Here is a 23,579-nt window from a genome sequence, read left to right as displayed (position 1 = left end):
TTTACTATACCATGCCACCCTAGAAACCTCCACATGAAAATAAGGAGCCCCTTCGGATTACTTTTTTGTCTTCTATTGAGTTTTTATCAAGCATTTTTACACCCGCTCTCCTTTCAGATTCTCAGTTTGTAAAACGTTCTATATAAATATAACGCAGTTTCTTTCAAACAGGTTTCAAATTTAAAAAAACTGCCCTATATACTTTGTATATAAGACAGTTTCTTCTATTTCCTGTTATATTTCCATACCGGCAGCAGCCCCAAAAGGGCTCCAACTGCTGCCGGTATGATCCATCCCAGCCGCAAATCATAAAATGGAAGCTTGTTACATATTTCTGTCACAACTCCAAGAGAGATTCCTGCACTCTGCATTCCATCTACAAATGCCACACAGAATGCAAACAACATCCCCAGTACATATGCCATCCGTTTTGAACCAATCCATTTTTTAAAGAAAGACAAAATTACAAGTACTACCGTTACAGGATAGAACATCATCAAAACTGGAAGAGAAACCTTTACAAGCATATCCAATCCGATGTTGCTGATCACAAAACTGAACACACAAACAATTGCTGTAATCTTTTTATAAGACACATTCGGAAACAGTTCATGGAAATAATCTGCAAAGGAGGTTGTAAGACCGATGGAGGTCGTCATACATGCAAACAGTACTGCAACTCCCAGTATGATTCCTCCTGCAGGTCCTAACAGGTCACTTGTCACTGCATGAAGCAGACTTCCTCCGTTGGAGAACGGAGTACGCGTCACTGCTCCGACATAAGTGAGCATATAATACACAACCGAAAGGATCAGCGCTGCACCAGCCCCGCAGATCAGTGTGTATTTAATGATGTTTCTCTTTGTTTTTACCTGATGTCCCCGCACTGCATTGATGATAATAATCGCAAATACCAGACCTGCCGGACCATCCAGTGCATAATACCCTTCTATCATTCCCTGGAAGAACGGAATCTCTTTGTATACTCCCTGCGGAACTCCGACGCTTCCATACTGAACTGAACTGTTCGGCGATTTTTCCATAAAAACGCAGGCCAGAAAGATCAATACGATACAAATCAAAAGTATCGGTGTCAGATATTTTCCGATCACATTGACTACCTTCTTCGGATTACCGCTCAGATAATATGTGAGCCAGAAGAAAACAGCCGTCACGAGCAAAGATACCCACCATACATTTGATTCTGATAAATACGGACGAACCGCCAACTCAAATGAAACACTTCCTGTTCGTGGAAGTGCAAACAAAGGACCTATCAACAGATAAATACAAACAGACAAAAAGACTGCAAATCTTCTGCTGACCAGTTCTCCCAGATCACTGACCTCCGTTCCTACTAAAACAACTGCAATCATACCCAGAAGTGCGATTCCTGCATCTGTCAGAATAAATCCGGCCAGCGCCTGTATATAGTTTTCACCTGCCTGTTGTCCCATGGCCGGCGGGAAGATCATATTTCCTGCACCAAAAAATACTGCAAATAAGGTTAATGTGATTGACAGAAGCTGTCTTGCTTTTATCTTTTCCATCTTAGTTCTCTTTCAGGAACTGCTCTGCGAGCTCCACAGCATCCAGGATACATTTATCACATGGTGCAAGGATTTTTCCTGTTTCTACTCCTTTTAATTCTTTACAATAAACAGATCCGTTGATCTCCTTAAATTTCGCAGCATACTCTCTTGTCTTCTTATAGGTGTCTGCTTTTGTTTTTCCGGCCTGCTCAACTCCGCCGCTGTTTTTCATCCCAATCAGCATAAACAGACCTGTCAGGGCTCCGCAGGTATCCATCATACCCATGCCAAGACCAAAGCCTTCTGCAATTTTATACATCTCTTCTTCACTTACGCCAAATTCCCCGCAAAACGCACACGCTACAGCCTGTGTGCAGTTATACCCTTTTTTATGGTATTCCAGGGCAAGTTCTTTTTTTGTCATTCTTTTTCTCTCCTTATACATACAAAACACTCCGCATATCATCAGGTCCCGAATATTCGGAAGAAGAATCCATGCGGAGTTCTCTTTTACAGGTCTTGCCTGCTAGTTTGCTCTGTTTCTATTTTTCTTTGTTTTTCAGATACTCGTCAATTCCTTTTGCTCCTGCTTTTCCTGCACCCATTGCGAGAATAACTGTTGCAGCGCCAGTTACAGCATCTCCGCCGGCATATACGCCTTCTTTGGAGGTCTGTCCACTTTCTTCCTCTGCAACGATACATTTTCTGCGATTTACTTCCAGGCCTTTTGTGGTAGAAGAAATCAATGGGTTTGGAGAAGTTCCAAGGGACATGATCACAGTATCTACATCAATGTCATACTCAGATCCAGGAATCTCAACCGGACGTCTTCTTCCGGATGCATCCGGTTCTCCAAGTTCCATTTTGATGACTGTCATGCTCTTGACATTTCCATTCTCATCTACATTGATCTGCTTTGGATTTGTCAGAAGGTCAAAGATCACACCTTCTTCTTTCGCATGATGTACTTCTTCTACTCGTGCAGGGAGCTCTGCTTCGCTTCTTCTGTATACAACATGTACTTCTGCTCCCAGTCTGAGTGCAGTTCTTGCAGCATCCATCGCAACGTTTCCACCGCCGACAACTGCAACTTTTTTACCTGCAGCAATCGGTGTATCATAAGAAGAATCAAACGCTTTCATCAGGTTGCTTCTTGTCAGATATTCATTTGCAGAGAATACTTCGTTTGCGTTTTCTCCCGGGATTCCCATAAACATCGGAAGTCCAGCTCCGGAACCAATGAATACTGCTTCAAATCCTTCTTCTTCAATCAACTGATCGATCGTTGTTGACTTTCCGATCACAACGTTTGTCTCAAATTTAACGCCTAATTCTTTTACTTTTTCAATCTCTTTTGCAACGACTTTCTGTTTTGGAAGACGGAATTCCGGAATACCATAAACAAGTACTCCTCCCAGTTCATGAAGTGCTTCAAATACCGTCACATCATATCCCATCTTTGCCAGATCGCCTGCGCAGGTGAGTCCGGACGGTCCGGAACCGATCACAGCTACCTTATGACCGTTCTGTTCTTTTGCACCTTCTGGTTTGATGTCATGCTCCAGTGCATAATCTGCCACAAAACGCTCCAGTTTTCCGATGGATACCGGATCTCCTTTGATACCACGGATACACTTTCCTTCACACTGAGACTCCTGCGGGCAGACACGTCCACAGATTGCCGGAAGTGCGGAAGACTGTCCGATGATCTTGTATGCTTCCTCGATATTTCCTTCCTTTACTTCCTGAACAAATGCCGGAATATTGATCGATACCGGACATCCTTCGATACATTTTGCATTTTTACAATTCAGGCATCTTGTTGCCTCTTCCATTGCCTCTTCCTGATTATATCCAAGACAAACTTCTTCAAAATTTGTTGCACGTACTTTTGGATCCTGTTCTCTGACAGGTACTCTCACCATTCCTTTTGCCATTACTCGTCACCTCCACAATGTCCGCATCCGCCGTGATGAGTATCGCCTTCCTGTAATTTCAGCATTGCTCTTCCCTCTACTGATCTGTACATCTGGCTTCTCTTCATCGCCTGATCAAAATCTACAAGATGGCCATCAAATTCCGGCCCGTCTACACATGCAAACTTAATCTCATCTCCAACCTGAAGACGGCATGCTCCGCACATTCCGGTACCATCTACCATAACCGGGTTCATGCTGACGATCGTTGGAAGATTCAGTTCCTTTGTCAGCAGACAGACAAATTTCATCATAATCATCGGTCCGATCGCAACACACTTGTCATAATGTTTTCCTTCTTTTTCTACCAGATCTTTGATCACCTGCGTCACCATACCGGAGCGTCCATAAGAGCCGTCATCCGTTGTCACATAGAGATTTCCGGCAACTTCTTCCATCTCTTTCTCCATGATCACAAGATCCTTCGTTTTTGCTCCGATGATCACATCGGCGTCTATTCCTCTCTCATGAAGCCATTTCACCTGAGGATATACAGGAGCTGTACCAAGTCCTCCCGCAACAAATAAAATCTTCTGTTTTTTCAATTCTTCGATATCTTCCTCAACAAACTCAGAGGCACATCCAAGCGGACCTACAAAGTCACGGAAAGAATCTCCGGCTTTGAGTTCAGACATCTTCACAGTAGAAGCTCCGACTTCCTGAACCACGATCGTGATCGTTCCGGCTTCTCTGTCATAATCACAAATAGTAAGCGGGATACGCTCCCCCTTCTCGTCCATCTTTACGATAACAAACTGCCCCGGCTCACAATGACTCGCAACCCTTGGTGCATGCACATCCATCAGAAAAATATTCTCAGACAATTTTTCTGCTTTTAAAATCTTATACATGTTCTTCCTCCTTGTAATAAATCACCTTTTTTAATAATACGCCAAAAATGGCATAATGGCAATAGTTCTTTCCGTGATTTTTCTCTTCTGTCTGCAAAAAGGACAGGCACCGCTTTTGTACTGTGCCTGTCCCTTTCCCGTTCATCCACAAGCGGACAGCCTGATTAGAAATCAACTTCTGTTCCGTAATATGTACATGTGAATAATTTTTCCATTGTTGCAGGATCGATTGCACGAGGATTAGATCCTGTACATGCATCACCTACTGCCAGTTCTGCAATCTTGGCAACTTTTTCTTTGAATTCATTTTCCTCGATTCCGAAGTCTTTGAGAGTCTTTGGAATGTTCAGTTTGACATTAAAGTCATCGATCTTTTCAACCAGACTGTTGATGAGTGCTTTCTCAGATGCTCCCGGAAGTCCCATTCTGCGTGCGATCTCAGCATAACGTTTTGCTGCAACCGGATCTTTTGCGTTGTATTTGATAACATATGGAAGATAGATCGCATTCGCACATCCGTGAGGAATGTGTCCTGTTGAGAATGCTGCACCTGTCTTATGTGCCATAGAGTGTACGATTCCAAGCAATGCATTGGAGAATGCCATACCTGCCAGACACTGTGCATAATGCATCTGCTCTCTTGCATCCATATCGCAGTTGTAAGATGCCGGAAGATTATCCAGTACCATCTCAATTGCCTGCAGTGCAAGTGGATCTGTAAATGGTCCGTTGAGTGTAGAAACATATGCTTCGATCGCATGTGTCAGTGCATCCATACCTGTGTATGCAACCTGTTTTACAGGAAGACCTGCCACAAGATCCGGATCAACGATCGCAACATCCGGTGTGATATTAAAGTCAGCCAGCGGATATTTTACACCTGTCTGATAGTTTGTGATAACAGAGAATGCTGTTACTTCTGTAGCTGTTCCTGATGTAGATGGAATCGCTGCGAATTTTGCTTTCTGTCTCAGTTCCGGGAAATTAAACGGAATGCACAGATCCTCGAATGTTACATCCGGATACTCATAAAATGCCCACATTGCTTTTGCAGCATCAATCGGAGAACCGCCGCCCATTGCCACGATCCAGTCCGGCTCAAATGCACGCATTGCCTCGGCACCTTTCATAACTGTCTCTACAGACGGATCCGGCTCAACGCCTTCAAATAACTGGACTTCCATTCCTGCTTCTTTCAAATATGTTACAGCTCTGTCAAGAAATCCCTGACGTTTCATGGAACCGCCGCCCACTACAAGAATTGCTTTTTTTCCTTTCAGGTTCTTTAATTCTTCCAAACATCCTTTTCCGTGATAAATGTCTCTTGGTAAACAAAATCTGCTCATTATCCTGCATCTCCTTTGATTAAAGTCTGTTGATTTCAACTAAAACCATTATACCACTGTGAAACTTTTCACACAACAAAACTGCCGTTTTTTTTCGTTAAATAATGCACAAAAAACCAGGCTCATTTTTGTTAGAAAATCCCCTTGCATTTTTACAAAGTGTTTATCTAAAAAAATCAGCCGCTTTTACTGCGGCTGATAAATATAATTTCGTTTTGTTATCTGTGTCATTTTTCCGGTCTTACCCACCAGAACTGTACTGAACAGCGTCTGCCCTTCTGGCATCTCGATCGGTCCGGTATACAAGGAAGATTCAGTTGTCGGCGTGGAACCATCTGTCGTGTAATAAGCTGTGTAGCCTTCCGGCACGGTAATACTGATCTGCGTCGCTGTACTGTACTGCCCCGTGGACGGTGTTACAACCGGTGCATCCGCTACCGGAAATTCAATCTCATAAGTTTTTGAGACCACCAGACTTGGGATTTTCTTTTTGTTATAGGCAATCGCCTTAATCTGCGTCTTTCCTTCCTCATTTAAAAGAATCGGCTCGGTATACTTTGTGCTGGACGAAGTCGGATTCGTTCCATCTGTCGTGTAGTAAATGGTCTCCCCTGATGCGGACAGTGTCACTTCCTGTACTTCACTATATTTTCCATCATCCAGACTGAAGACCGGCTCTGTAGAAACATATGCTTTCAGACTGGAAAGCACGGATTCGTCATCGCAGTCCTCGAGAATCTCGGAAATCTTATCAAGCTGCTTTGTCTCCTCATAAAAGCTGATTGCTGCCCGATACAGTTCTTCGTTGGATGGATAAGAAGCAATAGCAGAAAGAAATACGGATTCTGCCTCATCCCCTTCATCCTGTTCCATATAAGTCTCTGCCAGACCGGAATATGCCTCTGCCCTCTGGGCATTCTTTCCAATCGCATGTTTGAAGTATTTTTCTGCTGTCTGATATTCTTTCATCTGCAGTGCATCGTACCCTTTTGCCACTTTTCCCACATAAGAATTCTGATACAGAAAATAGCCGAACGCCGCTCCAAAAATCAACAGGACCAGAAACAGGATCAAAAGCACTTTCCGTCTTCTGCGAACCAGCTGCTTTTTTCGTTCCTGCTGTTTTCGTTTCGCCTCTGCACGGGATCTGTTTCTCGCCGCACGCTCTCGCCCGGCCTGTATTTCATCCAGCTCTTCCTGACTGAGCACCCGCGTTGCTTTTGACTGGTACACTTCCTGTCTTCTGCCAAAATCACGGACATCCTTTGTCTGAAGCTGCCTGGTAACATCTTCGACCGAGCCTTTTACTTCCTGTGTAAGAACATCATCCAGAGGATTGTAATCAGGGACGATCTGAACTTCTTTTCCACATCTGGGACAACGCATCCAGCCTTCCGGAATAATCGCATTACAATGCGTACATCTCATATTAGTTCCTCCTAATCGCGTGCGGCCTGCACGCAATTGTTCATCAGCATGGCGATTGTCATCGGACCTACCCCGCCAGGTACCGGCGTAATGGCAGATGCTCTGGAATACACATCCTCAAAATCCACATCTCCACAGAGATGGTTTTGGGCATCTCTGTGCATTCCCACATCGATCACAACCGCGCCTTCTTTTATGTACTCTGCTGTGATCATCTTCGTCTGTCCGACTGCTGCGATCAGAATATCTGCTCTGCGTGTCACTTCTTTTAGATCTGCTGTCCTGGAATGTGCAACCGTCACGGTCCCATTCTCACGCAGAAGCAGTGCTGCCATCGGCTTTCCTACAATGTTGCTTCGCCCGATCACCACGCACTCTTTTCCTGCAATCTCAATTCCGGAATACTTCAAAAGCTGAATGATCCCCGCCGGTGTGCAGGATACAAATCCGGTCTCTCCGAGCCAGAGCCGTCCCACGTTCACCGGATGAAATCCGTCTACATCCTTGTCCGGTGAAATCGTACGTATGATCCGGTCTTCATCAATGTGTGCCGGAAGCGGAAGCTGTACCAGGATTCCATGTACCTTCTCTGTATGATTCAGTTTCTCGATCAATTCTACCAGTTCCGCTTCTGTTGTAGCCTCTTTTAACTCATACGAAACGGAGTCGATCCCGATATAGGCGCACGCCTTTTTCTTGTTGTTTACATATACCGAAGAAGCCGCATCCTGCCCTACCTGAATCACTGCCAGACAGATCTTGGTGCCTCTTTCTTTCAGCACGGATACTTCTTCTTTCAATTTATCTTTGATTTCTTTTGCAATTCGTTTTCCGTCAATTATCTGTGCCATTCAATACTCCTTTAAAACAGTCCTGTAATTTTACCGTCATCTGTTACATCGATGTTATTTGCAGCAGGGACTTTCGGAAGTCCAGGCATTGTCATCACCGCACCTGTCAGAGCAACGACAAATCCGGCACCTGCGCTGACATAAACTTCACGGATATGGATGTCAAAGTTTTCCGGACGTCCCAGTTTTTTCGCATCATCTGACAGAGAATACTGATTCTTTGCCATACAGATAGGGAAATGTCCAAATCCCATCTCTTCGATCTTCGCAAGCTGTTTCTTTGCAGCCGGCTCATAGACAACACCGTTTGCCCCGTAAATCTCTTTTGAAATCTTCTCGATCTTTTCTGTCAGAGAAAGTTCATCCTCATACAGTACATGGAAATTGCTTTCCTTATTCTCCAGTGTATCCAACACTTTTTCTGCCAGTTCGATTCCGCCTTCTCCGCCTTTTTCCCATACCTTTGCAAGGGCGAATTCACAGTCTCTTTCTTCACAGAAGCTGCGGATAAATTCATTTTCCGCTTCCGTATCTGTAACAAAGGAATTCAGTGTTACTACAACAGGAACGCCGTATTTCTGAATATTCTCAATGTGTTTTTCCAGATTCACGATTCCTTTTTTCAGTGCTTCCAGATTTTCTTCGCCCAGATCCTGTTTTGCAACTCCGCCATTGTATTTCAGTGCCCGCACTGTCGCTACAAGTACCACTGCGTCCGGTTTTAATCCCGCTTTACGGCATTTGATATCCATAAATTTCTCAGCTCCAAGATCCGCTCCGAATCCGGCTTCTGTAATTGTAATATCGCTGATTTTTAAAGCCAGCTTTGTCGCGCGGACACTGTTGCAGCCGTGTGCGATATTGGCAAACGGTCCGCCGTGTACCAGTGCCGGTGTGTGCTCCAGTGTCTGGATCATATTCGGTTTGATCGCATCCTTTAACAGTGCAGTCATGGCGCCTGTTGCCTGAAGATCGTCTGCTGTTACCGGATTGCCTTCAAATGTATATGCCACGATGATTCGTCCCAGGCGGCGTTTCAGATCTGCAAGATCATCTGCAAGACAAAGGATTGCCATGATCTCAGATGCGACTGTGATCACAAAATGGTCTTCTCTCACCATTCCATCCATCTTGTTTCCAAGTCCTACTACGATGTTGCGAAGAACTCTGTCGTTCATGTCCACGCAGCGTTTCCAGACAATATTTCTCGGATCAATTCCCAATGCATTGCCCTGCTGAATGTGATTATCCAACATGGCAGCCAGCAGATTATTCGCAGAAGTGATCGCGTGGAAATCTCCGGTGAAATGCAGATTCAGATCTTCCATTGGGAGAACCTGTGCATACCCGCCTCCTGCTGCTCCGCCTTTGATTCCAAAACATGGTCCAAGAGATGGTTCACGCAGTGCGATGATTGCCTTTTTATTCATTTTTGCAAATGCCTCACCCAGACCTACTGTGATCGTGGTCTTTCCTTCTCCTGCCGGGGTCGGATTGATGGCTGTCACAAGAACCAGTTTTCCATCCTTGCGGTCTTTTACGTTCTCCCAGAGTTCATCGGAGAGCTTCGCTTTGTACTTTCCATAAAACTCCAGTTCCTCTTCTGAAATTCCGATAGACGCTGCCACGTCTTTGATGTGCATTAATTCTGCTTCCTGTGCGATCTGAATATCTGTTTTCATCATTTCTTCCTCCACTGCATTATAAATTTTCCTGAATGTACTGTTCAAATTCTTCTTTTGTCATCAGTACTTTTCTTGGTTTTGTTCCGACTTCTTCTCCGACCACTCCTGCACTGGCAAGCTGATCCATAATCCGGGCTGCCCGGTTGAAGCCGATTTTAAACATCCTCTGGAGCATTCCAATGGATGCTTTTTCTTTTTCAATGATCAGCCGTCCTGCATCTGCAAAATATGCATCCTGCTCATTTGCATTATCCTGCACCCCGGCTCCCTGTATCCCAGGAACCGGTGACGGCAGATCGGAATTTACGTGCTCCTCCACTTCTTCACTGTAGGAGGCATTTCCGTTGTGTTCGATGAGATAGTCCACAACCTTCTGCACTTCTTTATCTGAAACAAAGGATCCCTGCACACGGACCGGTTTTGGATATCCTGTCGGATAAAACAGCATATCTCCCTTTCCAAGCAGTTTCTCCGCTCCATTCATATCAATGATCGTCCTGGAATCTACTCCTGATGAGACAGAAAATGCGATTCTGGACGGCATATTGGCCTTGATCAGACCTGTGATGACATTCACCGAAGGCCGCTGTGTTGCAATGATCAGATGCAGTCCCGCCGCTCTGGCAAGCTGCGCCAGACGGCAGATCGCGCCTTCTACTTCCCCCGGCGCCACCATCATCAGATCCGCCAGCTCATCTACAATGATCACAATCTTCGGCAGTTTTTTCGGAGCTCCTTCTTCTGTCATTTGCGCAATCTTTTCATTGTATCCTTTCAGATCCCGGACATTCTGCTGGGCAAACAGCTGATACCGCTTCATCATCTCAGCGACTGCCCAGTTCAGAGCGCCTGCTGCTTTTTTCGGGTCCGTCACGACCGGGATCAGCAAGTGCGGAATTCCATTATAGACACTTAGTTCCACTACTTTGGGATCCACCATGATCAGTTTTACTTCTTCCGGATCTGCATGGTATAAAATACTCATGATCAGCGTATTGATACATACCGACTTTCCGGATCCTGTCGCTCCTGCCACAAGTAAATGCGGCATCTTTGCGATATCTGCGATCACCGTCTTTCCTGAAATATCTTTTCCCACGGCAAACGGAATATTCGCTGTGGAATTTTTAAATTCCCCGGATTCTAACAGGTCCCTAAGCATCACTGCCGTATTCTCCTGGTTCGGGACCTCAATCCCAACGGCTGCTTTTCCCGGAATCGGCGCCTCGATCCGGATATCTGCCGCTGCCAGATTTAATTTGATGTCATCTGCCAGACCTACAATCTTACTTACCTTCACACCTTGTTCCGGCTGCAGCTCATACCGCGTCACAGACGGTCCGCAGCTTGCATTTGTTACATGAACGCGAACCCCGAAATTCTGCAGGGTCTGCTCCAGTTTCTGGGCCGTGGCGCGCAACTGGGCATCCGAGTCTCCGCCGCCCTTTTTCCCTTTTGTCAGAAGATTCATTGGCGGAATCTTGTACACTTTCTTCGGCTGCTGCTCCTGCTCTTTGATACTCTGTTCTACCTGAACAGTCTCTGCTTCCACAGCTGCCGCACTCGCCTTGGTCTTCTTCCTTGTACGGACTGACTCTTCCGGAACATCCTCCTGCGTCATGTTGCCCTCTTCTGCCGGTTCCGGTTCATTCTCCCATAATGGAGTATCCACTGCGCTCGCATCCGACGCCGTGCTTTCCGGACGATTGATCACAAAATCTTCAAATGGAGACGGCAGTGACTCTGAAAAATCCGATTCCTGTGAAACAGTCAGTTCCCGCATATCCGGATCTTTTCCTGAAGAATTCTTTTTACGCTTTTTCGCTGTTGTCTCCTTTGGCACTTCACTTTCCTGGGCCTGCAGCGTTGTTGCAAAAGAAACACCCGATACTTTATGATCACTTCTTCTGGAAGAATCATTCGGTTCTGTCTTTGCTTCTTCTGCCTGTCTTCGTTTTTCTTCTCTGTTCTTCGCACGCCGGGCAGATGCTTCTCCCTGCCGGCGCTTCATATCTGCATACGCCTTTTTGCTTCCTTTTCCAAGAGGTGCAAGCAGAGAACGTTCTGTGATCAGAATCACACAGATTACCATAAGTACAACGAGTACCACATAAGCGCCTACCACACCAATAAACGGACACAGAATCTTCACCAGACAGCCCCCTGTAAGACCGCCCGCTTTTCTGTAATCACTGGCATACTGATAATAGCTCCACAGACTTTCTTTGGCATCAAAAGGATGCATCACCAGCTGGAAAAATGCACAGATTGCAAACAATAAGGCCACACATGCTGCAATTTTTATGTAGGCGTGTGTATTGCCTTTATTCGAAATTCCAAAAGCAACCACGCCAAATAAGAGAAACGGCAGAATATATGCCATCACTCCGAAAAAACCAAAGAGTACAGAAGAGATCGCACTGCCTGCAATCCCTATGACTCCAAAATTGCTTAAAAGCATCAGCACACAGACCGCAAACATGACCAGAATCAAAATTTCACTGTTCAGGGATGTACTTGCCTGATTTTTGGATGACTTTTTTCTTGTAGTTTTCTTTTTCCTTGTTGACTTTGCAGCCATAATACTTCCCCCTTGATAATTACACATACTACATCTAGTATAACATCAATTGAAAAGTGTGTCATTAACATTTTTTCTGCCGGATCATTTCCCGCAGCTTTTTCAATGCCATGCTGATTCCTCCAACCTCATCGATCATGCCTTCTCTGACTGCATCTTCCCCTTCTAACATAGTCCCGACATCTTTTACCAACTGTGTGGAATCCAACATCAATTCTTCCAGACGTTCTTTGGTAATCTGCGAATGAGCTGCGATAAACCGGGTAATCCGATCCTGCGTCTTTTCCATATTACGATAACTCTGAATCACTCCAATAAACATCCCGGAGGATCTCACCGGATGCACGATCATTGTTCCACTCGGCACAATAAAAGAATAATCTGCGGAAACTGCAAGCGGTCCGCCGATGGAGTGGCTTCCTCCCAGAACCAGAGAGACCGTTGGTTTGCTTAAGGATGCGATCATTTCCGCGATCGCCAGCCCTGCCTCCACATCACCGCCCAGTGTATTGAGTAAAATCAAAACTCCATCCACTTCATCGTCATCCTCCACCTCTGCCAGTCTTGGAATCAAATGCTCATATTTGGTGGCTTTTGTGTTTCCGGAAACAGCCTCATGCCCTTCAATCTCTCCAATGATCGTCAGAAGCTGTATGTTCGCTTTGTGCCCGTTTCCATTCAGATTTAAGGTGCCGGTCTCTTTAATCTCTTCGTTTTTATCCAGACGTTGTCTTTGCTTCTCCTCATTTTCCATGATCTTCTACCTTCTTTTCTCTATTTTCAGGTCTGTACTTGGACAGCCGGATACTTTAGTATTCGATCAACCGCCCTTGTTTATACGGAAAATGATGATTTTTCACGCAAAAATGGTATGGATGCCTCTTGTATACATCCATACCATCTTGAATTAACGAAGTGCCTGCTCGACATCCGCAATAATATCTTCTATATTTTCAATTCCCACACTGAAACGGATCAGATCCGGCTGAACGCCTGCTTCTACCAGCTCTTTGTCATTCATCTGACGATGCGTGTGGCTGGCAGGATGAAGAACACAGCTTCTGGCATCCGCTACATGTGTCACGATCGCTACCATTTTTAATCGATCCATCATCTCAACTGCAGCGTCTCTGCCGCCTTTGAGACCGAATGTGATGACACCGCAGGTTCCGTTTGGCATATATTTCTGCGCAAGATCATAATATTTGTCTCCCGGAAGTGATGGACAGCGCACCCATGCCACCTTCTCATGATTTTTCAGATACTCTGCCACCTTAACTGCATTTTCACAGTGGCGCGGCACTCTTAAATGCAGTGTCTCCAGTCCGATGTTTAACAGAAATGCATTCTGCGGTGACTGGATAGAGCCGAGATCTCTCATCAGCTGTGCAGTTGCCTTTGTAATATACGCACCTTTGCCAAATTTTTCTGTATATACAATTCCATGATATGTCTCATCCGGAGTTGTCAGTCCCGGGAATTTTTCTTTGTGTGTCTCCCAGTCAAAATTTCCGCTGTCCACGATCGCACCGCCCACGCAAGCGGCATGTCCGTCCATATATTTTGTAGTAGAATGTGTCACAATATCCGCGCCCCATTCAAACGGACGGCAGTTGATCGGTGTTGCAAATGTATTATCCACAATAAACGGCACACCATGTGCATGTGCGGCATTTGCAAATTTTTCCAGATCCAGAACAACGAGGGCAGGATTGGCGATTGTCTCTCCAAATACTGCTTTTGTATTTTCCTGAAATGCTGCATCCAGCTCTTCCTGCGTACACTCAGGATCTACAAACGTAGCTTCTACACCCATTTTTTTGATCGTATGGGCATACAGATTGTAGGTACCTCCGTAAAGAGCAGATGCACAGACAATATGATCTCCCGCTTCCACGATATTCATAATCGCATAGAAATTAGCTGCCTGTCCGGATGATGTCAGCATTGCTGCCACTCCGCCTTCCAGATCACAGATTTTTGCAGCAACCGCATCATTGGTCGGATTCTGAAGTCTGGTATAAAAATAACCGGACTCCTCTAAGTCAAACAGACGCCCCATCTGTTCACTGCTTGTATATCGAAATGTTGTACTCTGATAAATAGGAAGAACTCTCGCCTCTCCATTACCCGGTTCATATCCGGATTGTATACATTTTGTCTCTGTCTTGTAATTACTCATTTTTCTCTCCTCCTACTGAATACAAATATTTCTTCTCCAGAGAACGAACCATCTTTGTGTACAATTCTCTGCATTCTTCTTGTTCGCCCGCTTCAATCAGGCGTACACACGGCTTTAAATACTTTTCCCAGATATCCGCATAAATTTCTGATGCGTCCGGACTGCGGTCAATCCGCTTTACGATTGTCGGAGCAATATTATAATACTCTTTTACAAGAATCTCTCCATCCTTTGTCCCCATCAGATACTGATCTCTGTATTCCCTCAAAAGATTCAGTTCATAGCAATCATCTGGCTTGTTCAGACTCTTACAGACAGCTGTTGTAATATAACAGAAAACTCCTTTTTTAAACCCATTCTCAATACTTGCAGCATCCGAGTGTCCGATTTTGCTGCCAGGTACCTTCTGATTCCATAACTCCACGATTTTCTCCGTAAATATCTTCGTCTGCGTACTCTGAATTTCCCCCATCAGCGGAACAAAAAAAGCTACCATAGCCATGTTGTGATCAATAACTGCCGCTTCTCTTTTTCGCTTGGAATCAATCTGAGAGAGCATCTCCGATGCATATTCCGGAACATACCCCGCAACTTCCTGCATACATTTTTCAGATTTTTCAATTGTTTCTTTCACACATTCCAGCAGTGTCTGATTTTCTTCTTTTAAAATTCCCATGTCTGACTGATATGTTTTCTTCTGAAATCCCCGTACTTTTTCTCTGGTTTTTTCATACAAAACAATCAAATCATTCTGTAAGCTATTCTGACTCATTGGCATTCCTCTTTTTGTTGTATTTCCTTTTATACCATTGTTCAGTATAGCATATCTGATACTGCATTTCAATTTTTTTGCATAAAGAAACAGGTCTGCCGGATTTCCAGATACCGACAGACCTGTTCTTTATTCTTATTTTGCGAGAGCATAAGGCTTTCTTTTGAAAACACTTTTTGCTTTCCCATCTACATGAGTCTCCATTTTGGAGTAAACACGAACCATATCATATTTAATCCGTTTTGCACTTCTTCTTTCTTTTACCATAGTGATACCTCCAAACCATTGATAAACAACTTCTGATACCATTCTAATGTATGTTTATTATAGTTTCATTATCACTATTTAAAATCTATGTAAGGTGTGCTTACTCATCCCAGTTGTGGTACACGTCCTGAACATCATCATCCTCATCGAGAAGATCCAGTGTTTTCTGGATATTTTTGATATCCTCTTCACTTGTCAGCTCCACATAAGTCTGCGGGATCATCGTCACTTCCGCATCTGCCATGACGATTCCTGCTTCCTCTAATTTCAGGCGCACTTCACTGAAATCTTCCGGAGCAGTCAGAATCTCAAAACTCTCCTCTTCTTCTGAAAAATCTTCCGCCCCAAAGTCCAGAGCCATCATCATCAGTTCATCTGCATCCATATCGCAGTCTTCTTTTGCAACGATGATCTGTCCCTTTTCATCAAACATAAAAGAGACGCATCCCGGTGTTCCTACATTTCCGCTTCCTTTTGTGAATGCATTTCTTACGTTGGATGCAGTACGGTTCTTGTTGTCTGTCAGTGTCTTTACAATGATCGCTGTTCCGTTTGGCCCGTATCCCTCGTATGTGATGTGTTCGTAGTTGTCTCCAGAACCTTCTCCTGCCGCTTTCTTGATGTTTCTGTCGATCGTATCATTCGGCATGTTGTTTGCTTTCGCCTTTGCGATCACATCACGCAGACGGCTGTTGTTTGCCGGATCCGGACCGCCGCCTTCTTTTACTGCAACCGCAAGCTCTCTACCAAGCTTCGTAAAAATCTTTCCCTTTGCTGCATCATTTTTCTCTTTTTTGTGCTTAATATTTGCAAATTTTGAATGTCCTGACATTGCTCAATTCTCCTTTTATCTCATAAACTCGTTGTTCCATTTTATCACTCTTTTTTCGTTCTGTAAAGTTGTAACGCTGACATTTCCCGCCCATTTCCGTTATGTAGGAAGTTCCAGGCTGATGCGGATCGCTTCATTGACTTCTTCCATAAATGTTCCGTCCACATGGCAGATATACTCCTTCAGCCGCTTTTTGTCCAATGTTCTGATCTGCTCCAGAAGTACCACTGAATTTTTCACAAGCCGGTATTTTTTTGCACTGATTTCAATGTGTGTAGGCAGCTTTGCTTTGTTCATTCTGGATGTGATCGCTGCACAGATCACTGTAGGACTGTGCTTATTTCCCACATCATTCTGGATAACCAGCACCGGCCGCACACCGCCCTGTTCTGAACCGATCACCGGACTTAAATCCGCATAATAAATATCCCCTCGTCTGACTGTCACGTTCTATTCACACTCCGATTCTTATACTTCAATTTTCTCCCCCTCAGGGAAGTATACTTGAGTATTCCCGCTTTTATCGGATGTATTCAACTGACATTTATTTTTCCAAAAGATTGCTCCCCTTATAAACCCGGGGAATTCTTTTTCCAAGACAGCAGACAAATTCATAATTGAAACGACCGCAGATCTCGCTAAGTTCCTCCACCGTGATCTCATCGTCTCCGTCTCTTCCGATCAGAACGACTTCATCCATAAATACAGTATCCGGAATATCAGTCACATCTACCATAAACTGATCCATACAGACACGTCCCAGTATCCGTGCTCTTTTCCCACGGATCAGGACTTCTCCGCGATTAGATAAGCCTCTCGCATAACCGTCCCCGTATCCTACCGGAATGGTAGCCACTTTCATTTTCTTATCTGCCGTAAAAGTCCCTCCGTAACTGATGGAAGCTCCCGGCTCTACTTCTTTCACAAAGCTGACGTGGCTGACCAGGCGAAGTGCCGGCTTTAAGTCCACAGTCTCTTTTTTTACTTCCTCTGACGGATACAGTCCGTACAACGCAATTCCCGCACGGACCAGATTTTGTTTCCACTGTGGAAAATCAATGATTCCCGCGCTGTTATCGCAATGGTATTGCGAAATCGAAATCCCCCGCTTTTCAACCTCATTTCTCATCCATACAAATTTTCTGTACTGCTCTTCTGAAAATGTTTTATCCAGCTCATCTGCTTTTGCAAAATGCGTAAACATTCCTTCCAGGCATACATTCGGAAGTTTTTCAATCTGCCCGATGAGATCTGCGCTCTCCTCTGTTGCCGGAAATCCGAGCCGTTCCATCCCTGTATCGATCTTGATATGAAAATACGCTGTTTTTCCCAACTTTCGGGCAAGATTCGAAATCTCATGTGCCATATCCAGTGTGTATACTGTGGCGCGCACCTCTTCTTTTATCATTTCTTCATACTGGTCCGGGAACACACATCCCAGCACCATCGTCGGTTTTTGAATTCCCGCTCTGTGAAGCTCCACTGCTTCTTCCAGAGTCGCAGTCGCATAGCCCCATACATCCGGATCGTCATCCAGCATACAGGCAATCGGAACCGCACCATGTCCATATCCGTCTGTTTTCACTACGGCAATAAATTTTGCGCCTTCTCCAACCCTCTTTTTCATCTGTTCCATGTTATATGAAATTGCATCCAGATCAATCTCTGCATACACTCTGCTGTGTTTTTCCATCATTATCTCCCCTTTTCTGTCTTTTTGATACAAGCTGCGATCCCCTCTGTCAGATCTTCTGCCAGAACGCTGTAAGCGCCTCTCCTCTCTCTGGCTGCATCTCCTCCACAGGCATGAAGATACACTCCCAGCACAGTCCCTTCATACACTTTCATATGCTGCGCCAGAAGCCCTGTGATCACTCCGGCAAGCACATCGCCGGAACCGGCCTTTGCCATCGCACTGTTTCCAGCAGTATTCAGAAACATCTGCCGGTCTTTTCCTGCCACAAGCGTACGTGCATCCTTCAGTGCACAAACAACACCATAGCTGTCTGTAAATTCTTTTAACGCAGCAAATCTGTTTTTCCCAAGTTCCGGGATGGTACACCCCAAAAGTCCTGCCATTTCTTTCATATGTGGTGTCAGTACAAATGGCTTTTTTTCTTTTGGAAGAAGTTCCATATGATCCGCCAAAAGATTCAAACCGTCTGCATCGATCACACATGGGACCTCTGCATATTTCATCAAATAAGAAAGTATCTGCCCGGCGGTCCTGCTTTTTCCAAGTCCGCATCCGATACAGATTACATCTGCCCACTTCAAAAGACTTTGCAGTTTTTCTTCCTCATATTCTGTATAGGTGGATACGATCGCTTCCGGTAAGAGCTGCTGCAAAATCGTCCGGTTCGATTCTTCTGTATAGATCTGTACCAGACCGCCACCACTTATATAAGCTGCACGTGCACTTAAGTATGCCGCACCAGACATCCCCTTACTGCCCGTGATCATCAGAATCTTTCCATAACTTCCCTTGTGGGAATTCTTTTTCCGATCCGGAAGAAATTTGGAAAGATCCGATTTTTCCAATGTGTAACAGACTTCCGGATTTTCTTCAAAAAGTTTTGTCCCGATCCCGATTTCCACAGGGATTACCTCGCCCGCATAATCGGATCCCGGAAACAAAACAGTTCCCAGTTTCTCACATGCAAAAGAAACTGTCAAGTCCGCATGAAATGCCGTTCCCAGCACCTGTCCGTCAAAAGAGCTGATTCCTGACGGAATATCGATTGCCACTTTCTCTGCATGTATCTGGTTCATTTCTTCGATCACATCTTTATAATGCCCCTCGATCGTCCTGCTTAAACCTACACCAAACACAGCATCTATGACAACAGTATATTCTTTTGGGGGAATGTTTGTGACAACGGAAACACCCAGATTGGATGCGATCTGCCTCTGCTGTCTGCATTCTTCACTCATGGATGTTTCTTTCCCTGCAAAAACCGCACACACATCTTTTCCCTCCAGATAAAGAAGTCTTGCAACGGCGAATCCATCTCCACCATTATTTCCACTTCCGCACACAACAAGACAGTGATCCAGACTGATTCCTTTCTCTTTCATCACTTCCACTGTTTTCAGAGCTGCCCGCTCCATCAATACCAGAGAAGGAATCCCGATCTTTTGAATCGTATATTCATCCGCTCTCTGCATCCACGCTCCGTCTGGTAAATATCTCATACCCGATCTCCCTTCTGCTCCTGAAAAGAAAGGACGTGCAGCCAGATATTTTCCGACCACACGCCTTTGCACATGAACTGAGTTATTCTTACTTGTTTTGTTCTTCCCGGTGACGACTGACATTATATGACAGCTTCATCAGACTGTCTGAAAGATGTACGCTTTCTACGATCACATCTTTTGGCAGATTCAGATCTGTATGTGCAAAATTCCAGATAGCCTGGATTCCATTGTCCACTAATAACTCTGCAACTTCTTTTGCTTTCGATTTTGGAATCGTCAGTGCTGCAATCTCAATCTCATTGTTCTGAAGAAATTCCTGCAGCTCATCCATCATCCGTACCGGAATTCCGCGGATGGCAACTCCTTCAAGCCGGGGATTCACATCAAAAAGTCCTTTTAAAATAAATCCGCCTTTTTCAAAAGAGGCATAATTAGCAAGAGCCTGTCCCAGATTACCTGCACCTATGATAATGAAATTGTGGCTTCTGTCCAGTCCGAGAATCTTGCCGATCTCCGTATATAAATATTTTACATTATACCCGTATCCCTGTTGCCCGAATCCCCCGAAATTATTGAGATCCTGTCGAATCTGGGATGCCGTGACATGCATCTTCTTACTTAGATCGTTGGATGAGATCCTCTCCACCTGATCTTCCATCAAATCTCCAAGGTATCTATAATATCTGGGGAGCCTGCTGATAACTGCACGGGATATTTTTCTTTCTTCCACTGATTGTACCCTCCAATTTTAATCTTTTCTTATTATATAGAATTGTGAAAGATAAGTCAAACTTTTATATTGTATTTTGCCGTGTTTTCGTTATAATGAAATGGTGATGATTCGAAATAATCAGTTATTGTCAAAATACAGGAGGAATTTCATGATACTCGCATGTCATAATTTAAATAAATCATTCGGCGACCATCTCATTGTCCGGGATGGCTCTTTTCATGTAGAAGACCGTGAAAAAGCTGCACTTGTCGGCGTCAACGGTGCAGGAAAATCAACAATCTTCAAAATGATCGTAGGAGAACTGCCTCTGGATGAAGGAGACGTTATTCTGACAAAAGGAAAGACGCTTGGCTATCTTGCCCAGCATCAGAATCTGGATACTACAAACACGATCTATGAAGAACTAAAAACTGCAAAATCTGATATTATCGCTCTGGAGGCCCAGATCCGCGCCATCGAACTGGAGTTAAAATCTCTTTCCGGAGAGGAACTGACAAACCGTTTAAACACTTACAACCGGCTGATGTCAGAATTTGAATCGAAAAACGGTTACGCCTACGAAAGTGAGATCACCGGTGTTTTAAAAGGTCTTGGCTTTACAGAAGAAGAATTCTCAAAACCCACAGACACCCTTTCCGGCGGTCAGAAAACCAGGGTATCTCTCGGAAAACTTTTGCTCACAAAACCAGATATCCTGTTGTTGGACGAACCGACCAACCACCTGGATCTGAACTCCATCAGCTGGCTGGAGACGTATCTTCTGAACTATCCGGGTGCAGTTCTGATTGTTTCCCATGACCGGTTTTTCTTAAACCGCGTTGTGACAAAGGTCATCGAGATTGAAAACGGCTCTGTACGCATGTATACCGGCAATTACAAAGACTATGCACAGAAAAAACAGATGATCCGGGATGCGCAGCTCAAAGAATATTTAAACCAGCAGCGTGAAATCAAGCATCAGGAAGCAGTCATTGAAAAACTGCGCTCTTTCAACCGTGAAAAATCAATCAAACGCGCGGAAAGCAGGGAAAAAATGCTCTCCAAAATCACACCTGTCGAAAGACCCGCAGAAGCGGCAAGAGAGATGCACTTTACACTGGAACCTTCCGAAGTCAGTGGAAATGACGTTTTAAGTATCGAATCCCTCGGGAAACGTTTTGACAGTCAGGTGTTATTCCATGATATCAGCTTTGAAATCAAGCGCGGAGAGCACGTAGCGATCATCGGAGACAATGGAACCGGAAAAACAACACTCTTGAAAATACTCAATCAGGTCGTAGAACCGGATTCCGGAAGTTTTACACTGGGTTCTAAAGTTCAGATCGGATACTACGATCAGGAACATCATGTGCTGCACAATGAAAAAACTATTTTCGACGAGATTTCCGACGATTATCCGACACTCACCAATACGCAGATCCGAAACACTCTTGCAGCATTTCAGTTTACCGGAGACGATGTCTACAAGCTGATCCGGGATTTAAGCGGTGGAGAAAAAGGACGTGTCTCTCTTGCAAAACTGATGCTTTCAGAAGCCAATTTTCTGATTCTTGACGAGCCGACCAACCACCTGGATATTACTTCCAAAGAAATTCTGGAGCAGGCACTCAACGAATATACCGGCACGGTTCTGTACGTATCCCATGACCGGTACTTTATCAACCAGACTGCCACCCGGATTCTGGAACTGGTCAACCAGACTTTTGTCAATTATATCGGAAACTATGATTACTATCTGGAGAAAAAAGAAGAACTGACCGCCGCATACGCCACCCCGGCTGCTGATCAGACAGTTCCTCAAAATACCACCGAATCGACACCTTCAGACTCCAAACTAAGCTGGCAGGAACAAAAGGAACTGCAGGCAAAAGAACGAAAACGAAAAAATGAACTGAAAAAGACGGAAGACCGAATTGCTGTTCTGGAAGAACGAAATGTGGAAATCGACGAGCTGATGACGCAGGAAGAAGTCTATTCCAATTCTGTCAAATGTCAGGAACTTGCATTGGAAAAAGATGCAAACAATACCGAACTGGAAGAACTGTACGAAAAATGGGAAGAACTCGCAGAATAATCTGCGAGTCCTTTCCATTTCATTTTCTAATATCACTTCTTCCAGATAGGAGTCATTTCTTTTAATATCTCCGGTATTTTTTCATAAAAATTTTCCACATCAAACTTTCCATAGTATATGATATCCATATCCGCAGCTTTTCCGAGATAGATCATCTCATCTTCGTTCTGCTCTTGCAAATGAGGTTGTATATATGTGGACCACAGGTTTCGATTTAAATAAACCATTGCAATTTCCCTTTTTTCTGCTCCCTCTCCCACTGTTACAGGGTTACAAAAAACAGAGCCTGCCGAATCACTTCCTGCATAGGATAAATAGGCATCCTCTCCGACTATTTCCACTTCCATTTTCTGTGGATCAAACGGGATCGGCTCTTTCGGAAGCACCAGAATTGTATAAACTCCTGCCAGAAGGGCGCACACAAGAATCGCCCCAAGTATTGCTGCTGCGATCCTACGGTTGATCAATCTGTGTTTTAATTTCTGAAACAGTTCTTTTTCTGCCTGATTGATTTTTTTCTTATTCGGCAATATTATTTTTGCCCGCATTTTTTCCATTTCTTTTCTGCAGTCTTCACATTCCTTCAAATGTTCTTCTACCAGCTTCTTTGTATCCTCACTCACAATTTCATCTACATACAGCGGCATGATATCCTGTATTACATTACAACTGATTTTACTCATATCCCTGCTCCTCCATATACTCTTCAATTTTCTTTTTCGCTCTATAAAAAGTAACTCTCACCCAGCCGGAACTTTTTTGAAATAATGTTCCGATTTTTTCATAAGAAAGTTCTCCAAACACCCGCAAATTAAACACTTCTTTATATGGTTCTTCCATATTGTGAAGGAACTTGTGAATCAAAAATGCCTTTTCTTCATTCACCAGATTTTCTGCAAAATGAACTCCTACATCTACTATGTTTTCATACTCTGTCCAATCTGCATCATGCTTTTTTCGTCTGCAGTAGCTAAAATATGTATTCTTCGCAATTGTAAAAAGCCAGGCTCTGATATCCTTTCTCCCGTCAAATTGATTCAGAGATTTTAATGCTTTTACAAACGTCTCCTGCGCAATTTCTTCTGCTGTCACTTCATCCGGCGTCAGGCTGCGAACATATAGAAAAACTTCCCGAAAATACAGCTGATATATTTTTTCGAACTCCACATCTCCCCCTCCTTTCACCTTAATAACTGCTCACATTCTAAAACGTTACAAATCTTTTCATTTTATTATATAAAAAAATACATACTTTACAAAATTGTTTTTTT

At 44.2% G+C, this 23,579-nt stretch carries 21 protein-coding genes; 1 reads left to right on the top strand and 20 read right to left on the bottom strand.

The genetic code is table 11. The features are described from left to right. Window positions 1–224: 224 nt before the first annotated feature. From brnQ to FXV78_RS13845, 18 genes are all read right to left on the bottom strand, one after another. A complete protein-coding gene (gene brnQ / locus FXV78_RS13925; RefSeq protein ID WP_004840728.1) occupies window positions 225–1,550 on the bottom strand; it encodes a branched-chain amino acid transport system II carrier protein in 1,326 nt (441 codons plus the stop codon). A 1-nt stretch (window position 1,551) separates the two neighbouring features. After that, window positions 1,552–1,956, bottom strand: coding sequence for a C-GCAxxG-C-C family protein (locus FXV78_RS13920; protein ID WP_009243813.1), 405 nt, complete (start codon window positions 1,954–1,956; stop codon window positions 1,552–1,554). A gap of 118 nt (window positions 1,957–2,074) precedes the next feature. Continuing rightward, complete coding sequence (gene gltA, locus FXV78_RS13915) at window positions 2,075–3,469, bottom strand: NADPH-dependent glutamate synthase (protein ID WP_004840733.1); 1,395 nt, start codon at window positions 3,467–3,469, stop codon at window positions 2,075–2,077. Further along, window positions 3,469–4,359 (bottom strand): sulfide/dihydroorotate dehydrogenase-like FAD/NAD-binding protein, encoded by an 891-nt coding sequence (locus FXV78_RS13910; protein WP_004840735.1) that lies wholly within the window; start codon window positions 4,357–4,359, stop codon window positions 3,469–3,471. Before FXV78_RS13910 ends, gltA begins: the two co-directional genes overlap by 1 nt. A gap of 164 nt (window positions 4,360–4,523) precedes the next feature. Continuing rightward, the gene (locus FXV78_RS13905) at window positions 4,524–5,705 is read right to left on the bottom strand and encodes an iron-containing alcohol dehydrogenase (protein WP_004840737.1); all 1,182 of its coding nucleotides are present in this window, start codon (window positions 5,703–5,705) and stop codon (window positions 4,524–4,526) included. A gap of 186 nt (window positions 5,706–5,891) precedes the next feature. Next, window positions 5,892–7,133 carry a chitobiase/beta-hexosaminidase C-terminal domain-containing protein gene (locus FXV78_RS13900; RefSeq protein ID WP_009243815.1) on the bottom strand — a complete coding sequence of 414 codons (1,242 nt, stop codon included), beginning with the start codon at window positions 7,131–7,133 and terminating at the stop codon, window positions 5,892–5,894. 11 nt (window positions 7,134–7,144) lie between these two features. Beyond that, entirely contained in the window at window positions 7,145–7,984 is an 840-nt protein-coding gene (gene folD / locus FXV78_RS13895; protein ID WP_004840739.1) for a bifunctional methylenetetrahydrofolate dehydrogenase/methenyltetrahydrofolate cyclohydrolase FolD, read from the bottom strand. Window positions 7,985–7,995: 11 nt separating this feature from the next. After that, window positions 7,996–9,666 carry a formate--tetrahydrofolate ligase gene (locus FXV78_RS13890; RefSeq protein WP_039959302.1) on the bottom strand — a complete coding sequence of 557 codons (1,671 nt, stop codon included), beginning with the start codon at window positions 9,664–9,666 and terminating at the stop codon, window positions 7,996–7,998. A gap of 19 nt (window positions 9,667–9,685) precedes the next feature. Then, the gene (locus tag FXV78_RS13885) at window positions 9,686–12,250 is read right to left on the bottom strand and encodes a DNA translocase FtsK (protein WP_009243817.1); all 2,565 of its coding nucleotides are present in this window, start codon (window positions 12,248–12,250) and stop codon (window positions 9,686–9,688) included. Between the two features lie 64 nt (window positions 12,251–12,314). Then, window positions 12,315–13,004, bottom strand: a complete 690-nt coding sequence (locus tag FXV78_RS13880) for a ClpP family protease (RefSeq protein ID WP_004840746.1) — start codon at window positions 13,002–13,004, stop codon at window positions 12,315–12,317. Between the two features lie 153 nt (window positions 13,005–13,157). After that, on the bottom strand, window positions 13,158–14,432 hold the full coding sequence (locus FXV78_RS13875; protein WP_004840748.1) for an O-acetylhomoserine aminocarboxypropyltransferase/cysteine synthase family protein: 1,275 nt from the start codon (window positions 14,430–14,432) through the stop codon (window positions 13,158–13,160). Beyond that, window positions 14,425–15,204, bottom strand: a complete 780-nt coding sequence (locus FXV78_RS13870; RefSeq protein WP_009243818.1) for a CFI-box-CTERM domain-containing protein — start codon at window positions 15,202–15,204, stop codon at window positions 14,425–14,427. The genes FXV78_RS13875 and FXV78_RS13870 overlap by 8 nt, the downstream gene beginning before the upstream one ends. 135 nt (window positions 15,205–15,339) lie before the next feature. Continuing rightward, window positions 15,340–15,471 carry a hypothetical protein gene (locus FXV78_RS18485; protein ID WP_009243819.1) on the bottom strand — a complete coding sequence of 44 codons (132 nt, stop codon included), beginning with the start codon at window positions 15,469–15,471 and terminating at the stop codon, window positions 15,340–15,342. Window positions 15,472–15,571: 100 nt separating this feature from the next. After that, on the bottom strand, window positions 15,572–16,303 hold the full coding sequence (locus tag FXV78_RS13865) for a YebC/PmpR family DNA-binding transcriptional regulator (RefSeq protein ID WP_004840755.1): 732 nt from the start codon (window positions 16,301–16,303) through the stop codon (window positions 15,572–15,574). Window positions 16,304–16,402: 99 nt separating this feature from the next. Then, window positions 16,403–16,750, bottom strand: a complete 348-nt coding sequence (locus FXV78_RS13860) for a type II toxin-antitoxin system PemK/MazF family toxin (protein WP_004840758.1) — start codon at window positions 16,748–16,750, stop codon at window positions 16,403–16,405. A gap of 97 nt (window positions 16,751–16,847) precedes the next feature. Next, window positions 16,848–17,996 (bottom strand): alanine racemase, encoded by a 1,149-nt coding sequence (alr, locus tag FXV78_RS13855; protein ID WP_023923676.1) that lies wholly within the window; start codon window positions 17,994–17,996, stop codon window positions 16,848–16,850. A gap of 2 nt (window positions 17,997–17,998) precedes the next feature. After that, window positions 17,999–19,498, bottom strand: coding sequence for an NAD(P)H-hydrate dehydratase (locus tag FXV78_RS13850; RefSeq protein WP_039959283.1), 1,500 nt, complete (start codon window positions 19,496–19,498; stop codon window positions 17,999–18,001). Window positions 19,499–19,586: 88 nt separating this feature from the next. After that, the gene (locus tag FXV78_RS13845) at window positions 19,587–20,231 is read right to left on the bottom strand and encodes a redox-sensing transcriptional repressor Rex (RefSeq protein ID WP_009243822.1); all 645 of its coding nucleotides are present in this window, start codon (window positions 20,229–20,231) and stop codon (window positions 19,587–19,589) included. A gap of 151 nt (window positions 20,232–20,382) precedes the next feature. On the opposite strand from FXV78_RS13845, the gene FXV78_RS13840 reads away from it, so the two are divergent. Then, entirely contained in the window at window positions 20,383–22,308 is a 1,926-nt protein-coding gene (locus FXV78_RS13840) for an ABC-F family ATP-binding cassette domain-containing protein (RefSeq protein ID WP_009243823.1), read from the top strand. A 32-nt stretch (window positions 22,309–22,340) separates the two neighbouring features. On the opposite strand, the gene FXV78_RS13835 is transcribed toward FXV78_RS13840, so the two are convergent. Together FXV78_RS13835 and FXV78_RS13830 are read right to left on the bottom strand one after the other, a co-directional pair. Further along, window positions 22,341–22,991, bottom strand: a complete 651-nt coding sequence (locus FXV78_RS13835; RefSeq protein ID WP_004840765.1) for a zf-HC2 domain-containing protein — start codon at window positions 22,989–22,991, stop codon at window positions 22,341–22,343. Beyond that, the gene (locus tag FXV78_RS13830) at window positions 22,984–23,475 is read right to left on the bottom strand and encodes an RNA polymerase sigma factor (protein WP_009243824.1); all 492 of its coding nucleotides are present in this window, start codon (window positions 23,473–23,475) and stop codon (window positions 22,984–22,986) included. Before FXV78_RS13830 ends, FXV78_RS13835 begins: the two co-directional genes overlap by 8 nt. Between the last annotated feature and the right edge of the window lie 104 nt (window positions 23,476–23,579).

Origin of the sequence: Mediterraneibacter gnavus ATCC 29149 (assembly GCF_008121495.1) — a bacterium.
GTDB classification, from domain to species: domain Bacteria; phylum Bacillota; class Clostridia; order Lachnospirales; family Lachnospiraceae; genus Mediterraneibacter; species Mediterraneibacter gnavus.
The sequence above is the reverse complement of the archived record's forward strand: the minus strand, read 5'-3'. Positions and strand labels throughout refer to the sequence as shown.

Bases quoted from the DNA above. Each gene is read 5' to 3' on its own strand.
- brnQ (WP_004840728.1), bottom strand. From the start codon at position 1,550: ATGGAAAAGATAAAAGCAAGACAGCTTCTGTCAATCACATTAACCTTA.
- FXV78_RS13920 (WP_009243813.1), bottom strand. From the start codon at position 1,956: ATGACAAAAAAAGAACTTGCCCTGGAATACCATAAAAAAGGGTATAAC.
- gltA (WP_004840733.1), bottom strand. From the start codon at position 3,469: ATGGCAAAAGGAATGGTGAGAGTACCTGTCAGAGAACAGGATCCAAAA.
- FXV78_RS13910 (WP_004840735.1), bottom strand. From the start codon at position 4,359: ATGTATAAGATTTTAAAAGCAGAAAAATTGTCTGAGAATATTTTTCTG.
- FXV78_RS13905 (WP_004840737.1), bottom strand. From the start codon at position 5,705: ATGAGCAGATTTTGTTTACCAAGAGACATTTATCACGGAAAAGGATGT.
- FXV78_RS13900 (WP_009243815.1), bottom strand. From the start codon at position 7,133: ATGAGATGTACGCATTGTAATGCGATTATTCCGGAAGGCTGGATGCGT.
- folD (WP_004840739.1), bottom strand. From the start codon at position 7,984: ATGGCACAGATAATTGACGGAAAACGAATTGCAAAAGAAATCAAAGAT.
- FXV78_RS13890 (WP_039959302.1), bottom strand. From the start codon at position 9,666: ATGAAAACAGATATTCAGATCGCACAGGAAGCAGAATTAATGCACATC.
- FXV78_RS13885 (WP_009243817.1), bottom strand. From the start codon at position 12,250: ATGGCTGCAAAGTCAACAAGGAAAAAGAAAACTACAAGAAAAAAGTCA.
- FXV78_RS13880 (WP_004840746.1), bottom strand. From the start codon at position 13,004: ATGGAAAATGAGGAGAAGCAAAGACAACGTCTGGATAAAAACGAAGAG.
- FXV78_RS13875 (WP_004840748.1), bottom strand. From the start codon at position 14,432: ATGAGTAATTACAAGACAGAGACAAAATGTATACAATCCGGATATGAA.
- FXV78_RS13870 (WP_009243818.1), bottom strand. From the start codon at position 15,204: ATGAGTCAGAATAGCTTACAGAATGATTTGATTGTTTTGTATGAAAAA.
- FXV78_RS18485 (WP_009243819.1), bottom strand. From the start codon at position 15,471: ATGGTAAAAGAAAGAAGAAGTGCAAAACGGATTAAATATGATATGGTT.
- FXV78_RS13865 (WP_004840755.1), bottom strand. From the start codon at position 16,303: ATGTCAGGACATTCAAAATTTGCAAATATTAAGCACAAAAAAGAGAAA.
- alr (WP_023923676.1), bottom strand. From the start codon at position 17,996: ATGGAAAAACACAGCAGAGTGTATGCAGAGATTGATCTGGATGCAATT.
- FXV78_RS13850 (WP_039959283.1), bottom strand. From the start codon at position 19,498: ATGAGATATTTACCAGACGGAGCGTGGATGCAGAGAGCGGATGAATAT.
- FXV78_RS13840 (WP_009243823.1), top strand. From the start codon at position 20,383: ATGATACTCGCATGTCATAATTTAAATAAATCATTCGGCGACCATCTC.
- FXV78_RS13835 (WP_004840765.1), bottom strand. From the start codon at position 22,991: ATGAGTAAAATCAGTTGTAATGTAATACAGGATATCATGCCGCTGTAT.